Source organism: Cellulosimicrobium sp. GQ32 (assembly GCF_059758455.1).
Window position 1 is genome coordinate 148,575 of sequence record NZ_JCAXEP010000010.1, and the last position, 15,393, is coordinate 163,967.

The 15,393-nt window shown below is 74.6% G+C and carries 13 protein-coding genes; 12 read left to right on the forward strand and 1 reads right to left on the reverse strand.

Going from position 1 to position 15,393, the window contains the following annotated elements:
• Window positions 1–97 precede the first annotated feature (97 nt).
• From AC6CH9_RS16265 to AC6CH9_RS16305, 9 genes are all read left to right on the forward strand, one after another.
• Window positions 98–964, forward strand: coding sequence for a DeoR/GlpR family DNA-binding transcription regulator (locus AC6CH9_RS16265; RefSeq protein ID WP_498155825.1), 867 nt, complete (start codon window positions 98–100; stop codon window positions 962–964).
• A gap of 164 nt (window positions 965–1,128) precedes the next feature.
• Entirely contained in the window at window positions 1,129–3,153 is a 2,025-nt protein-coding gene (locus AC6CH9_RS16270; protein WP_498155826.1) for a glycoside hydrolase family 36 protein, read from the forward strand.
• 11 nt (window positions 3,154–3,164) lie between these two features.
• Window positions 3,165–3,887 carry a DedA family protein gene (locus AC6CH9_RS16275; protein ID WP_498155827.1) on the forward strand — a complete coding sequence of 241 codons (723 nt, stop codon included), beginning with the start codon at window positions 3,165–3,167 and terminating at the stop codon, window positions 3,885–3,887.
• 110 nt (window positions 3,888–3,997) lie between these two features.
• The gene (locus tag AC6CH9_RS16280) at window positions 3,998–5,806 is read left to right on the forward strand and encodes a bifunctional lysylphosphatidylglycerol flippase/synthetase MprF (RefSeq protein WP_498155828.1); all 1,809 of its coding nucleotides are present in this window, start codon (window positions 3,998–4,000) and stop codon (window positions 5,804–5,806) included.
• On the forward strand, window positions 5,803–6,636 hold the full coding sequence (locus AC6CH9_RS16285) for a hypothetical protein (RefSeq protein ID WP_498155829.1): 834 nt from the start codon (window positions 5,803–5,805) through the stop codon (window positions 6,634–6,636). The genes AC6CH9_RS16280 and AC6CH9_RS16285 overlap by 4 nt, the downstream gene beginning before the upstream one ends.
• 95 nt (window positions 6,637–6,731) lie before the next feature.
• Window positions 6,732–7,961: a MalY/PatB family protein gene (locus tag AC6CH9_RS16290; RefSeq protein ID WP_498155830.1), complete on the forward strand. Its 1,230-nt coding sequence runs from the start codon at window positions 6,732–6,734 to the stop codon at window positions 7,959–7,961.
• Between the two features lie 100 nt (window positions 7,962–8,061).
• Window positions 8,062–8,352, forward strand: a complete 291-nt coding sequence (locus AC6CH9_RS16295; RefSeq protein WP_498155831.1) for a DUF1905 domain-containing protein — start codon at window positions 8,062–8,064, stop codon at window positions 8,350–8,352.
• 185 nt (window positions 8,353–8,537) lie between these two features.
• Window positions 8,538–10,037: a WXG100 family type VII secretion target gene (locus AC6CH9_RS16300; protein ID WP_498155832.1), complete on the forward strand. Its 1,500-nt coding sequence runs from the start codon at window positions 8,538–8,540 to the stop codon at window positions 10,035–10,037.
• Window positions 10,034–10,711 (forward strand): hypothetical protein, encoded by a 678-nt coding sequence (locus tag AC6CH9_RS16305; protein WP_498155833.1) that lies wholly within the window; start codon window positions 10,034–10,036, stop codon window positions 10,709–10,711. Before AC6CH9_RS16300 ends, AC6CH9_RS16305 begins: the two co-directional genes overlap by 4 nt.
• Window positions 10,712–10,755: 44 nt before the next feature.
• Here the strand turns inward: AC6CH9_RS16305 and AC6CH9_RS16310 are convergent, their stop codons facing one another.
• The gene (locus tag AC6CH9_RS16310; protein WP_498155834.1) at window positions 10,756–11,181 is read right to left on the reverse strand and encodes a hypothetical protein; all 426 of its coding nucleotides are present in this window, start codon (window positions 11,179–11,181) and stop codon (window positions 10,756–10,758) included.
• Between the two features lie 156 nt (window positions 11,182–11,337).
• Between AC6CH9_RS16310 and AC6CH9_RS16315 the strand changes: the two genes are divergently transcribed.
• The 3 genes from AC6CH9_RS16315 (at window position 11,338) to AC6CH9_RS16325 (ending at window position 15,385) form a co-directional block, all read left to right on the forward strand.
• The gene (locus AC6CH9_RS16315; RefSeq protein ID WP_498155835.1) at window positions 11,338–13,329 is read left to right on the forward strand and encodes a penicillin-binding transpeptidase domain-containing protein; all 1,992 of its coding nucleotides are present in this window, start codon (window positions 11,338–11,340) and stop codon (window positions 13,327–13,329) included.
• 149 nt (window positions 13,330–13,478) lie between these two features.
• Complete coding sequence (locus AC6CH9_RS16320; RefSeq protein WP_498155836.1) at window positions 13,479–13,631, forward strand: putative leader peptide; 153 nt, start codon at window positions 13,479–13,481, stop codon at window positions 13,629–13,631.
• Window positions 13,632–13,867: 236 nt separating this feature from the next.
• Complete coding sequence (locus tag AC6CH9_RS16325; protein WP_498155837.1) at window positions 13,868–15,385, forward strand: dicarboxylate/amino acid:cation symporter; 1,518 nt, start codon at window positions 13,868–13,870, stop codon at window positions 15,383–15,385.
• The last annotated feature ends 8 nt before the right edge of the window (window positions 15,386–15,393 follow it).

Below are 15,393 nucleotides of genomic sequence, written 5' to 3' on the forward strand. Positions count from 1 at the left end.
CGCGCATGAACGAGGCGAGGCCCGAGCGGCGGGCTCCAGTCGGCTGCGCGTCCAGCACCCCGATACCAGGCACGACAGCACCGTCGAGGAGGCCGCCATGACGACCGACCGGCGACCCGCCCCCGTGCAGGGGGAGCAGAGCAGCGAGCGGCTGCTCGGGACGGTGCGCAGGGAACGCATCGCCACGGCCGTGCGCGTCCGTGGCGTCGTCACGGTCGCCGACCTGGTCCGTGACCTCGGGGTGTCCGACATGACCGTCCGCCGGGATCTCGCGGTCCTCGCGGACCGTGGCGTGCTGCACAGGGTGCACGGGGGCGCGACGTCCGCCCGCGGCCCGTTCTCGGCGCTGGGTGCGCGCCCGAGCGTCCCCCGCACGAGCAACGACGCGCGCGCCGAGGCCGCGGTGCGGCTGATCGAGCCCGGCGGAGTCGTCGCGCTCGGGCCCGGACCGGCCACCAGGCTCCTCGCGGAACGCATCGTGGCAGACCCGCGGCTGCGGCCCCTCACCGTCCTGACGAGCTCCACGGCGGTCGCGCGCGTGGTGGACACGGCGAGAGACGGCCGGCTGACGGCGATCCTCTCCGGCGGCACGCGCACCGCGTCCGACGCGCTCGTCGGCCCGCTGGCACGGCGGGCGTTCGGCTCGCTCCCCAGCACGCTCGCGTTCGTCGACGTCTTCCGGATCTCCTCCGCCACCGGGTTGGCGGACCGGGGCCGCGAGGAGGCCGACGTCAGCCGGGCGATGGTGCGCAGCGCGGCCCGGGTCGTGGTCCTCGCAGGCCGTGCGGCCTGGCGCCCTGGGGGACGGCACCCGTTCGCGGTGCTGGACGAGGTCGACGTCCTCGTCACGGACGACTCGGCGCCCGCCGCCGAGCGCGAGCGGGCCGGGTCCGCCGTCGGGCACCTGCTGGTAGCCCGTACCGACCGCGCCCGGCACGCTCGACCCGACCCCGTCCGCGGATGAGCCGGCCGGGCGGGGAGCTCCGTGCTCCTGGTGTCGCCGACCGCCCGAGCGGGACCGGGGAGCTCTGGCTGGGGGCGGGCCGGCCTGCGCTCGGTCTCGCCTGGTCGGCGGGCACACCGGTGCGCGCGCGGGCGGGCCGCCCCAGTTCGTCCGGGGGTACCGCGTTGCAGCCGCTCGTCGAACTGCTCGCCGTCGGTCACGGGCGGGTGCGCAACAACCTCCGCACCACGGCGACCGCCGTCGGGTCCCGGCTGAGGTACGTGCGCCACGACGACGACCAGGACGGTCCGTGGCGGTGCGTGCGCGTGGTCCAGCGGGACCCCGTCTCCAACCTCGAGGTGGAGTCGGTCCTGAGGGTGCGCCGCGGCGGTGCGTCCGTGCGGGTGAGCACCCGGGTGCGCAACCGGGGTGAGGGCGTCGTCCACGTCCAGGCGGTGTCGTCGATGATGCTGGGCTCCCCGGTGGGCGACGCGGCCGTGGAGGACGTCGACGCGATCGAGGGAGCGAGCGAGTGGCTCGGTGAGAACCGGTGGACCACGACGCCGCTGCGGTCCCAGACGGCGCTCCCGTGGCTGGACCTCGGCGCGCACGGGCCGCAGGACGGCCGTGGCGCCCGCGCCTTGGTGAGCAGGGGCGCGTGGTCGTCGGGCGAGCACGTCCCGGCGGGCGTGCTCGTCGCACGCACGACGGGGTGCGCCGTCGCCTGGCAGGTGGAGCACGACGGGCCGTGGCGCGTCGAGCTCGACGAGCGCGTCGCGCCCGACGGAAGCCCCATGCTCGTCCTGGGCCTGCTCGGCCCGACCGACGCCGACCACGCCTGGCTCCGGTCGTTGGCACCGGGGGAGGAGCTCACCGCGATCCCCGTGTCCCTGGCCTTCTCGGACGAGGGCTGGCAGGGCGCGGTCGCGGAGATGACGCGCCACCGGCGGGCGTCCCGGGGCCCGGCCCGGGCACCGGGAGCCGTCGTGTTCAACGACTACATGAACACGCTCATGGGCGATCCGACGACCGAGCGGCTGCTGCCGCTCGTCGACGCGGCTGCGCGCGCGGAGGCCGACTACTTCTGCATCGACGCCGGGTGGTACGCGGACGGGGACGACTGGTGGGACGCCGTCGGGGCGTGGACGCCGTCCCACGCCCGATTCCCCGGCGGTGGGCTACGCCGCGTCCTGGACCACGTCCGCGCCGCGGGGCTGCGGCCGGGCCTGTGGCTCGAGCCGGAGGTCGTCGGCGTGCGCAGCCCGCTCGCCCGGTCCCTTCCGCCCGAGGCGTTCCTGCAGCGACGCGGTGTGCGGGTCGTCGAGCACGGCCGACACCTGCTCGACCTGCGGCACCCTGCGTCGCGCGCCCACCTCGACGAGGTGGTCGACCGCCTCGTCACGGACCTCGGCGTCGAGTACCTCAAGCTCGACCACAACGTCACGCCGGGGGCGGGGACGGACCTCGCCGCCGACAGCCCGGGCGACGGACTGCTCCAGCACGCACGCGCCCATCACGCGTGGCTCGACGCGCTGCTCGCGCGGCACCCTCGGCTCGTGCTGGAGAACTGCGCCTCGGGCGCGATGCGTGCGGACCAGTCGCTGCTCGGACGCACCGAGCTCCAGTCCACGTCGGACCAGCAGAACGCCCTCCTGTACCCGCCGATCGCCGCAGGAGCCCTCATGTCCGTCCTCCCGGAGCAGGCCGCGAACTGGGCGTACCCGCAGCCCGGGATGAGCGACGAGGAGGCGGTCTTCACCCTCGTCACCGGGCTGTCGGGACGGCTGTACCTGTCGGGGCACCTCGACCGGACGAGCGATCGATGCCTCGCGCTCGTCGCGGAGGCCGTGCGCGCGTCGCGCGCGTGGGACGACGCGGCACGCGCGAGCGTCCCGGTGTGGCCCCTGGGACTGCCCGCGTGGGACGACGAGTGGGTCGTGGTCGGGCGGTCGTCGGCGACCGAGACGGTGGTCGCCGCCTGGTACCGCGGCGAGGGCGAGGGCACGGTCACGCTCGACCTCCCGTGCACGCACGTCGAGGTCGCCTTTCCCGCGCGGCAGCCGCGGCCCTGGAGCATCGAGGTCACGAACGACGGCGTCCGGCTGCGCACCGGTGGCGCGGGCCCGAGCGCGCGCCTGCTGCGCGCCGTCCACGAGTCCTCCACAGTCTCTCGATCCCCCGCGCCCCCGCGCCCGTGGGGGCTCACGTAAGGTCGTGGACCATGCCCGCCGGACTGCTCCTCGCCCTGCCCGCCGCCCCGACGGCAGAGCCGGCCCTCGACGGCGTCGCCGGGTGGGCCGTGAATCTCATGGAGACGCTCGGCCCGGTCGGCGCCGCCATCGCGATCGCGCTCGAGAACCTGTTCCCGCCCCTGCCGAGCGAGGTCATCCTGCCCCTCGCGGGCTTCACCGCGAGCCAGGGCAGCTTCGGCCTCGTCGAGGCCATCCTGTGGACGACGGCCGGGTCGATCGTCGGGGCACTGGCCCTGTACCTCGTCGGGGCGCTCGTCGGGCGCGAGCGCACGCGCTGGATCGCGGAGCGGCTGCCGCTCGTCAAGGTCGCGGACGTCGACCGCACCGAGCAGTTCTTCCTCAAGCACGGCGGCGCGACCGTCTTCTTCGGCCGCTTCATCCCGATCTTCCGCAGCCTCATCTCGATCCCGGCCGGGGTCGAGCGCATGCCGCTGTGGAAGTTCACCGCGCTCACCGCCGCGGGCAGCGCGGTGTGGAACACGATCTTCGTCTACGCCGGGTACGCGCTCGGCGAGCAGTGGCACGTCGTGGAGGAGTACGCCGGCGTGCTCCAGAAGGTCGTCATCGCGGTCGTCGCGGCCGCGGTCGTGTGGTTCGTCGTGACGCGCGTCTGGCGCTGGGTGCACGACGACGAGCGACCCGCCCACGCGCGCGGCGGACGGTCGTCGTCGCCCGCGCGCGACGACGCCTGATGCTCCCCGCCTGCTGACGGACGCGACGCCAAGCCTCGGGCGCGCGTCGTCGTCGCGTCCCGAGGTCGGCCGCCCGCGCGGTCGGGCCGGGCCTGACGGATGATCGGAGCGTGCCCGACGAGACCCCCCGCCCGAGCGCGCCGCCGAGCCAGTTCCCGAGCGCGTCGTCCGGCGCGTCCCGGGACGCGCCGGACGCCGCGCTCGTCGCGACGGGGCGGCACTCCCCGCTCGCGGCCCAGCGGCACCGCGTCCGGGTGCGCCGGGTCGCCGCGACCGTCGTCGTGGTGCTCGCGGTCCTCTCGCTCGCGGGCCTCGTGGCGCGCCGGCTCTGGGTCCACCTGACGGTCTTCCAGGACTTCCTCCCGGGCGTCGAGGCGAGCAGCCGCGCGTCGAGCATCCTGCTCGCGGCCGTCGTCCTGCTCCTCACGGCGCGCGGCCTGCGCAACGGCCACCGGCTGTCGTGGATCGTGACGTGCGCGGTGCTCGGCCTGACGGCCGTCGCGCACCTGCTGCACCATCGCCACGCGCTGCCTGCGGTCGTCGTGCTGCTCGCCGTCGGGTGGCTGCTCACGCAGTGGCGCGCGTTCCCCGTCCTGCCCACGCGGCGCGCGGTGCGTCGGGCGGTGCTGCTCCTCGTCGCGATCGGGGTCGCGCTCGTCCTCGTCGTGGTCGCGGTCGCCGTGGTGCTCGCGGCGCGCGACGCGGGCGACGCCGAGCTCGAGACGGCGGCCCGCGCGCTCGCCGCGGTCGCGACGGTGCTCAACCTCGTGCTCGTGGTGCTCGTGCTCTGGTGGCTGCTCTCGCCGCGGTCGCCCAGGCCCGCGACGCCGGCGGAGCACCTCGCCGAGCGGGAGAAGGCGCGCGCGGTCGTCGCCGCGCACGGGGGCGGCACGCTCGACTACTTCGCCCTGCGCGACGACAAGGACTGGTTCTTCGTCGGACACGGCGTCGTCGCGCACTCGGTCCGCAACGGCGTGTGCCTCGTCTCTCCCGACCCGGTCTGCCCGCCGGCCGAGCGCGAGCTCGTCTGGGCGGAGTTCCTCGACCACGTGGGGCGCAACGGGTGGAAGGTCGCGGTCGTCGCGGCGGGGGAGCCGTGGCTGCCCGTGTACGAGGCGTCGGGCCTGCTGCCCGTCTACCTCGGCGACGAGGCGACCGTCGACTGCCCGTCGTTCACCCTCGAGGGCAAGGCCCACAAGTCGCTGCGCCAGGCCGTGAACCGCGTGGCGCGCGCCGGCTACACGACGACCTTCCACGACCCGACGTCCCTCGACCCCGTGCTGCGCGACGAGATCGCCGCGATGAGCGACGAGTCCCGGCGCGGCGAGGACGAGCGCGGGTTCTCCATGACGCTCTCGCGCCTGTTCGACCCGCACGACGCCGGCCTCATGCTCTCCGTCACCCGGTCGGCCGAGGGACGCGTGGACGCGTTCTGCCAGTGGGTGCCCGCGAGCGACATCGACGGCTGGTCGCTCGACGTCATGCGCCGCCGCCTCGACGTCCCCGACCTGCCGAACGGCCTCGTGGACGCGACGATCGTCGCGACCATCGCGGAGCTCGTCGCGCGGGGCCAGCGCGGGCTGGGGCTCAACTTCGCCGTCCTGCGCGAGCTCATGGACGGCGAGCGCGACTCGCGGCTCGACCAGCTCGTGCGGCCGGTCGTCAAGAAGTTCTCCGAGGGCACGCAGGTGGAGACGCTCGCGACGTTCAACGACAAGTTCGACCCGGGCTGGACGCACCGCTACGTCGTGCTCGACTCGGCGGAGCAGGCCGCGGCGCAGGCGCTCGTCATGGCCGGGGCGGAGGGGGTCACGGAGATCCCCGTGATCGGCCGGTTCCTGCGCGGGGTGGGTGCCGCGCCGTCGGAGCCCGCTCCCGGTGCCGCGACGCGCGGGACCGCCGACGGGGCGGCTCCGTGATCCTGTCCCTGCTCGCCGCCGTCGCCGCGAGCGTCCTGTACGCGGTGAGCACGATCATGCAGGCCGTCGCGACGCGGCGCGCCCACGGCCTCGCGGCCGTCGCGCAGCCGCTCGTCATCGGCGGGCTCGTGGTCGACGGCGTCGCCTGGCTCCTCTCGCTGCTCGCCCTCGACCACCTCCCGCTGTTCGTCGTGCAGGCCGTCGTCGCGGCCTCGCTCGTCGTCGTCGTCCTGCTCGCGCGGCTCGTGCTCGGCGCGACGCTGCGCCGCACGGACCTCGTGGCGATGGGCGTCGTGGTGGTCGGGCTCGTCGTGCTCGCGCTCGCCGCGGGGGAGCAGCCCGCGACGCACCCGCCGGCGGGGTTCGCGACGTGGGTCAACGTCGCCGGGGCCGCCGTCGCCGTGGGTACGGCCGCCGCCTACCGGCGCGGGCACCCCGTCCTCCTCGCCGTGCTCGGCGGCCTCGGCTACTCGGTCGCCGCGGTCGCGGCGCGCGGCGCCCACGCGTCCGGCGACCTGCTCGACACGGTGCTCCAGCCGCTCGCCGTCGCGATCGTCCTCGGCGGCGTCGCGGGCGCGCTCGCCTACCTGCGCGCGCTCGAGCGCGGCGCCGTGGGCACGGTCGCCGCGACCGTGTCCGTCCTCGAGGTGCTCGTCCCCGGGATCGTCGGGCTCGCGGTGCTCGGCGACGTCGTGCGGTCGGGCTGGGCGGTTCCCGCCGTCGTCGCGACGCTCGCCGCGGTCGGCGGCTGCGTCGTCCTCGCGACGAGCCCGGCGAACGCCGCCGCGGAGGAGTCGGCCCCTGCTGCCGCGACCCCGGAGACGACCTAGGGTGGGCCGGGTCGACCCGCCGAACCCGGGGTCGCTCCCCACCCGGGCGACCTCCCGAGGAGCCGTCCCGGGTTCGGCACCGAGGCAGGAGCACGATGCGCACACCCCTGGACGTCCTCACGCTCGACGAACTGCGCCGTCGGACGTCGGTGAAGTGGCGGGCGTTCGAGCCTGACGTGCTGCCGCTGTTCGTCGCGGAGATGGACGTCGCGCCGTGCGAGGCGGTGGTCGACGCCGTGACCGCGGCCCTGCGCGCGGGCGACACCGGGTACGACGTCGGCACCGCCTACGGCGACGCGTACGCGCGGTTCGCGGAGCGTCGGTGGGGCTGGTCGTTCGACGCCTCGACGTCACGGACCCTTCCCGACGTGATGCTCGCGATCGTCGAGGTGCTGCGCGTGCTCACGGCCCCGGGGGACGCTGTCGTCGTGAACCCGCCGGTCTACCCGCCGTTCTACGGCTTCACCGCGAACGAGGGACGGCGGGTCGTCGACGCCCCGCTCGGCGCCGAGGGGCGGCTCGACCTCGACGCGCTCGAGCGTGCGTTCGCCGACGCGACGGGCGTCGCCGCGAACGGGAGCGGCCCCGGGAGCGGGCGCCGCGCCGTCTGGCTCGTGTGCAACCCGCAGAACCCCACCGGGACGACGCACACGCACGCCGAGCTCGAGGCCGGGCTCGCCCTCGCCGGCCGGTACGGGGTACGCGTCGTCGCGGACGAGATCCACGCGCCGCTCACCCGCCCCGGGCTCGACGGACGCCCCGCGACGACCCACACGCCGCTCCTCGCCGTCCCGGGGTCGGAGCACGCCGTGGCGATCGTCTCGGCGTCCAAGGCCTGGAACCTCCCGGGCCTCAAGGCCGCCGCCGCGGTCGCCGGACCGGGTGCCGCCGACGACCTGCGGCGGATCCCCGAGGAGGCGAGCCACGGCGTGCAGCACGTGTCGGTGCTGGCGCACGTCGCGGCGCTCGACCACGGCGAGGCGTGGCTCGACGCCGTCCTCGCGGGCGTCGAGCGCAACGCGTGGCTCCTCGCCGACCTCCTCGCGGAGCACCTGCCGCAGGTCGGCTACCGCCCCGGAGAGGCGACCTACCTCGCGTGGCTCGACTGTCGAGGGATCGACGACGTTCCCTCCTCCGACGGCGTCCCGGCGCCTGCGCAGGACCCGCGCGGCTGGTTCCTCGACCGGGCGCGGGTCGCGCTGGAGGACGGGCGCCGGTTCGGCCCCGGCGGCGCGGGGCACGTGCGCCTCAACCTCGCGACCGGCGTCGACGTCCTCACGGAGGCGGTCGAGCGCATGGGGGAGTCGGTGCGCGCGGCGGTCTGATCGCGACGTGCCGGCCGCCGGGACGCAAGCACCCGATGACTCCGCGCCGCCCGACCGGTCGGCACACCGACCGACGACCCACCACCCTCCGGAGGACCGCATGCCGTTCGATCCCGTCGCCCTCGACCGCACCTTCACCGCGCCCGTCGGCGTCGACGTCAAGGGCGACACCTGGCCCTGCGTCGAGGTGCCCGACGCGCGGGAGATCTTCGGCTCGCTCCGGTCCGTGCGGGTCGACGCGACCGTCGACGACGTGCCCCTGCGGAACGTCGGGCTGATGCCGACCGGCTCCGGCGGCCTGATGCTGTCGCTCAACGCGGCCGTGCGCAAGCGCCTCGGCAAGGACGTCGGCGACACCGTCACCGTCCGTCTCGAGCGCCGCCTGAGCTGAGGCAAGGCCGCCCCGGCCACGCCCCGCACGGCGCCGACCCAGCGGGTCGCCGGGTCGCACGGGATGGGCAGTGCTCCCCATCGCGGCGGACGTCCGTGCCGCGTAGCGTCGGCGTGCGACCGTCCAGACGCGGCTGTCGACACGTGCGCGTGAGAGGACACGCGCGGGTGCGGGGAGGAGACGGCATGAGCGGCATGTGGGGCGCCGACGTCCGGGCGCTGCGCGCGCTCGCGTCGACCCTGCGCGGGGGTGCGGACGCCCTACGGCTCCACCGCGCGCAGGTGACGTCCGTCGTCGACGCCGCGACCCGGTGGGAGGGCCCCGACGCCGCGGAGTTCCGCAACGACTGGGCGTCGAGCCTCGGCCCCTCGCTGGCCACCACCGCGACGCTCCTCGACGCCGCGGCGGACCAGCTCGCCGCCGACGCCGACCAGCAGGAGTCCGCGAGCAGCGACGGCGGTGGTGCCCCGGGTGGACCGGGTGGCGGTCCGACGTCGGGCCCCGGCAGCCAGCAGCCCACCGTCCCCACACCCACCCCGGGCGAGTACGCCGCGATGGACGCGAGCGAGCGCGCGGAGTGGCTCGAGAACGCGACGGACGCCCAGATCGCCGCGCTCTACGCGCAGCTCGTGCGGCTCGGCGTCGACCCCGACTCCCCGGGGTTCTCCGACCTCGCCGTCGCGCACTGGACCCGCGTCGCCGCGGGCGAGGCGGGCTTCGACTTCGCCGACTGGGACCCGTCCGCCGGGGCGTCGGCCAACCGCGAGATCATCGAGGGCGTCTACACGTACTACGGCGAGCTCTACCTCGACCACCCGTGGATGCAGTGGGCCGGCATGGCGGCGATGATCGGGCCGTCGTTCGCCGCCGGGTTCTTCGACCTCGACATGATGCGGCAGCTCGCGCAGGGCGTCGCGAGCGGCGCCCAGGCCCTCCCGCCCGGCGTGGACCGTGCGGCGCTCGAGGCGATCGCGACCATGTCCGACGCCGAGCTCGGGTTCTACGAGAACCAGTTCCTCTCGATGCAGCGCGAGATCTTCGTCGACCAGGCCGTCATGCACGAGGCGTACCTGAACGGCGGCATGGAGGAGATGGAGCGGCTGCTCGAGGCCGGCGTCATCGACGACGCCGCCTACCAGGCGTGGGCGGACATCGAGGCCGGGCGGGGCGGCGACGCGCAGGCGCTCGCGGACGGCAACACCGCGCTGCTGTGGCGCGAGCAGAACCAGATCATCGCCGACGACTGGCAGACCATGCGAGGCCACCCCGTCACGGGCGAGGCGTTCACCTACCTCATGACGCTCGTCGGGGAGCCGTCCATCCCGGGCGCGGGCACGTACGCGCAGTACGACCCCTTCACGGTGAGCGTCGAGACGCCCGGCCCGGAGAACCTCGGCATCCCGTTCACGGGCATCTCGTTCGACAACCCCGTCCAGGGGACCGTGACGGTCGAGACGCCGCTCCCGGGCGGCAACATCGCCGACCAGGGGACCCGCTGGGAGTACATCTCGAACGACACGCTGCCCGCCTACCAGCAGCTCATCACGCAGGACCCGGACCGGGCGGCGCAGATCATCGGCACCGACGTGTCCGACCGGATCGACGACTACCGGCTCACGAACCCCGCACGCATCGGTCGCATCCTTGACAGACTGACCGAGTGGGACGTGGACGTGGACCAGTGAGCCGGCTCGGCGGGGGCGGGCGGCGACGGGCGGCGGCTCGGGCCGCGGTCGTCGTGCTCGCCGGGTCGATCGTCCTGACGGGGTGCACCGTGACGTTCAACGGCCCGGACGACGCGACCACGGGCCCGGGCGGGACGAGCACGGCGACCGGCGGGACGTCGTCGGGCGGCGAGGCCGGGACGACGACGATCGACGACATCGAGAGGGGTGAGCCCATGCGCTGGGACGTGAGCAGGCCGATCACCGCGGAGTCTGTGGGGCTGGGCGAGTCGCAGGCCGTCGTGCAGGTGCCCGACGGGGCGGCGCAGGTCGAGCTGACCCTCCCCGACGGGACGTGGTCGACGACTGCCGAGGAGCTGACCATCCAGCCGCGCCGCGGCTACGTGAGCACGATCAACGTGTTCCGCACCCTGTCCGGCGGGCAGGCGGTCCACGACCAGCTCGTCGCCGACGCGGACGTCCTCGGCTTCCCCCGGTCGCAGGTCGACCGGTGGCTCGACGAGCTGCCCGCGTCGCTCGACGCGTCGCGCGCGGGCGGGACGCGCGAGCGGACCGGGATCAACGGCTCGAACGGCGACGTCGTGACCTCCGTGCAGATCAGCCACGAGCCCGGGCCGGGAGGCGACGAGAGCATCCGCCTCTGGTACGCGATCAGCCCGGTCGCCCCGGACTGACCACGCGGGAGGCGAAGGTCCACCGACCAGCGGCTCACCGGCGGTCAGGAGCCGGGCGACCACTGCGGTGACGAGAAGGAGACGGAGATGCTCCCGTCGAGGAAGGTCTCGAGCGTCGTCGTGTAGCCGTCGGGGGATCTCTCGAAGGTCTCGGCACCGTCGCCGACCCGCCCCGTAGGCTCCCACCCCCGCGAGACGAGCGCGTCGCGCAGCCGACGGGTCTCGGCTCGAAAGCCGTTCGGGCGGTCGGCCTCGACGTCGACGACCGCGATCCCGGGGCCGTCGGTGTCGCACCAGATCTCCCCCGGGGAACCGCCCTCGGTGGTGAGGTCGCGTGCGAGCTCCTCGAGTGCCGAGCCGTACGCGGCGACCGCACGCTCGCACGCCTCGTCGCCGCTCGTGCCGCAGCCGGCGAGGCAGGCCGCCACGGCGGTCGTCAGGAGGGTCACCACGGCACTTCGCGCTCTCATGGCGGTCATTCTGGACCTGTCGGCCAGGCCGGGGCGTCGCACGGACGTGAAGAAGCCGGGGACGAACCGGGCCGGTTCGTCCCGAGCGTCCGGGACGTCCGAGGGGTGAGGTAGCGTCCCTCCCGTCCCGAACGGCACGGAGCAGGGGAGCAGCAAGTGAGCAGCGTCGCGCACGACCACGGCCGGACGACCACGCAGGGCCGGCCGCGCCGCCGGCACCGGGCCGTGCGCTGGGCGAGCGCCGCAGTGCTCGCCCCCGTGCTGGCCCTGCCGCTCGCCGCGTGCACGCCGGACCGCCCGGAGGCGGCGGACGCCGCGGCGGCGCTCGCGCAGGCGATCGAGGCGGGCGACGTGAGCGGGCTGGAGTTCCGCAACGGCGCGGCGAAGGACGTCCAGGCACACCTCGAGGCGGTGCTCGAGCCGCTCGGGCCGTACGAGCGCACCGTCGAGGTCTCGCAGGTGGACGTCGTCGAGGAGGGCGACGACGCGGGCGACCGCGCGACGGCGACGCTCGCCTACCGCTGGGAGGTCGCGGGCGAGCAGGCCTGGGAGTACACGACGACGGCCGAGCTGTCGTTCGCCGAGGCCGCCGACGGGGAGGACGGGCCCGGGGCGTGGGACATCGTGTGGGAGCCGGACGTGCTCGTCCCCGAGCTCGGCCAGGGCGACCGGATCGCGGTGAACCGCGTGCCCGCCGTGCGTGCGGGCATCCTGGGCGCCGACGACGTCCCGATCGTCCAGGACCGGCCGGTCTACCGGATCGGCGTCGACAAGACCCTCGTCGCCTCTGGCGCCTGGGACCGCGCCGCGCGCGAGCTCGCCGCGGTCGTCGGGCTCGACCCGGAGGAGTACGCGCAGCGTGTCGCGGGCGCGGGGGAGAAGGCGTTCGTCGAGGCGATAACGGTCCGCACCGAGGACACGGCAGGCGTGGACGTGGACGCAGCGCGCGCTGTCGACGGCGTCCGCGTGGTCGACGACGAGCTCCCGCTCGCGCCGACGCGTGAGTTCGCGCGCCCGATCCTCGGGCGCGTGGGGGACGCGACGGCGGAGATCGTCGAGGAGTCCGAGGGGGCGATCTCCGCGGGCGACCAGGTCGGTCTCTCGGGCCTCCAGCGCCAGTACGACGAGCAGCTCCGCGGTGTCCCGGGCCTGTCCATCGAGGTCGTGCCGGGTGAGGGCGACGCCGACGGCGAGGTGACCGAGGTCTTCTCGGTGGACCCGGTGGACGGCATCCCGCTGAGCACGACCCTCCGGCCGGACATGCAGGTCGCGGCCGAGGCGGTGCTGGCCGGGCAGGGGCCGAGCGCGATCGTCGCGATCCAGCCCTCGACGGGTGCGGTGCTGGCCGCGGCGAGCTCGACGGCGGGCGAGGGGCTCTCGACCGCGACGACCGGCCAGTACGCCCCGGGCTCCACGTTCAAGGTCGCGACGACGCTCGCGATGCTGCGCGCGGGGCTCACGCCCGACACGACCGTCGCGTGCCCGCCCACGATCTCCGTGGACGGCCGGGAGTTCCAGAACGTCCCGGGCTACCCGACGGGCGCGCTCGGCGACGTCCCGCTGCGCACCGCGTTCGCCAACTCCTGCAACACCGCGATGATCGGGCAGCGGGACACGGTGACGCAGCAGGCGCTGCACGACGCCGCGGCGTCGCTCGGGCTGGGCGTGGAGTCCGAGCTGGGCGCGCCCGCGTTCTTCGGCGACGTCCCCACCGACTCGCAGGGCACCGAGCACGCCGCGTCGATGATCGGGCAGGGCAAGGTCCAGGCCTCGCCGCTCGCGATGGCGACGGTCGCGGCGAGCGTCGCCGCCGGGCACACGGTGTCGCCGGTGCTGGTCCACCCGGACGTGCAGACCGTCGCCGACGAGGAGCCGGCAAGCACCCTCACCGAGGAGGAGGCGACGACGCTGCGCGGGCTCATGCGCGCCGTCGTCACCGAGGGCTCGGCGTCGATCCTCCAAGACCTGCCGGGCGAGCCCGGCGCCAAGACGGGCACCGCCCAGTACGGCGACGGCAGCCAGTCCCACGCCTGGATGATCGCGACCCAGGGCGACCTCGCGGTCGCCGTGTTCGTCGAGACCGGCGACGGTGGCGCCGTCACCGCGGGCCCCCTGATGCACGCGTTCCTCGACGCGCCCAACGGCTGACCTCGCGAGACGGCGGCCTCGGGCATCCGGACCGGGACCCGGGAAGAAGGAGGTGCCGGGCATCGCTGTCTCGGCCGGTGGTCGCGAAATCGCGGCGGACGGACGGCGGGGAATAGGTTCCACGGTCGGGCCGTTGGGGACTACCGGGTATGATCGGTTGCCGCGGGCGTCCGTCTGCCCGCTTTCCAGCGAGAACCCACCGTTCCGGGAGAACCTCCGTGTTCGTCAGCGTGCCTGCCTGGCAGCTCACCCAGCGCCGCGACGTCGACCTCCGTCGAGTCGCCAGCGCGCTGTGTCGCTGACCCCCCGTCGCCGCTGACGCCACTCCGCCTCCGCACACCCGTCAGGATCACGGGTCGCCTCGCGACCTGAGCCGCTGACGCGCGTGGCGCGCCCCCTCCGTCAGGACCCCAGGTCACTCTGTGCCCTGCGCCATGGCCCTGGGCCGCGCTGCTGCCGGCGCCCCGCGACGACGTCCCGAGCCCCTCTCCCGAGAGCGGGCGCTCGTGCGCCCGCGTCACCCCCCGAAAGGTCCCCTGTGTCCTCGACCCCCTCGTCGGCCGTCTCGAAGGCCGACCCGCAGCAGGCGAGCCAGGCCCCGGCCTCGGCGCCCGCGAAGAAGAAGCGCCGGTTCCCCTCGTTCAGCGTCCAGATCCTGCTCGGCCTCGCGGTCGGCGTCGGCCTCGGTGCGGTCGCCCTCGCCATGGGTCCGCAGGACGCGGCCGGCGAGGTCCCCAACGGCCTGACGACGACGCTCGACACGATCGGCTCGTCGTTCGTCACGCTGCTCAAGGCCGTCGTGCCGCCGCTCATCTTCACCGCGATCGTCGCGTCGATCGCGAACCTGCGCACCGTCACCAACGCCGCGCGCCTCGCCGGCCAGACGCTGCTGTGGTTCGCCATCACCGCCGCGATCTCCGTGGCCGTGGGCATCGGCCTGGGCCTGCTGTTCAACCCCGGCCAGAACGCCTCGGTGTCCGTCGACGACGCCTACGAGGCCGGCCGCACCGGCACGTGGCTCGACTTCCTCACCGGCCTCATCCCGGGCAACGTGCTGGGCCTCGGGGCGTCGACCCGCCTGACGACCGGTGACGACGGTGCGCTCACGGGTGCCGCCGAGACGTCGGTGAACTTCAACGTCCTGCAGATCCTCGTCGTCGCGCTGGTCATCGGCATCGCGGCGCTCAAGTCGGGCAAGAAGGCGGACCCGTTCCTCGCGTTCAACCGCTCCGCGCTCGCGATCGTGCAGAAGGTCCTGTGGTGGATCATCCGCCTCGCACCGATCGGCACCGCCGGCCTCATCGGCTACGCCATCGCGGCGTACGGCTGGACGTCGCTCGCGTCGCTCGCGTGGTTCGCCGTCGCGATCTACGTCGGCCTCGCGGTCGTGCTGTTCGTCGTCTACCCGATCCTGCTGCGCACCAACGGCCTGAAGATCTCGAGCTACTTCAAGGGCGCGTGGCCCGCGATCCAGCTCGCGTTCGTCTCCCGCTCCTCGATCGGCACGCTGCCCGTGACGCAGCGCGTGACGGAGCGCAACCTCGGCGTCCCGAGCGAGTACGCGTCGTTCGCCGTGCCGCTGGCCGCGACCACCAAGATGGACGGTTGCGCCTCGATCTACCCGGCCATCTCGGCGATCTTCGTCGCGCAGATCTTCGGCATCGACCTGTCGATCACCGACTACCTGCTCATCGCCTTCGTGTCCGTCGTCGGCTCCGCCGCGACCGCGGGCCTCACCGGTGCGATCGTCATGCTGACCCTCACGCTCTCGACCGTGGGCCTGCCGCTCGCGGGCGTGGGACTGCTCCTCGCGATCGACCCGATCCTCGACATGGGCCGCACCGCGGTGAACGTCGCGGGCCAGGCGCTCGTCCCGACGATCGTGGCCAAGCGCGAGGGCATCCTCGACCTCGAGCAGTACGAGGCCGCCACGGCCGAGGACCTCTTCGTGGACGAGGACGACGCGTCGTCCGAGACGACCACCGAGGCGGCGACGTCCGAGACCGGGGAGTCCGCGCCGTCGGGCGAGAAGGAGCCGGTAGGCGCCCCCGCCTGACGCCGACC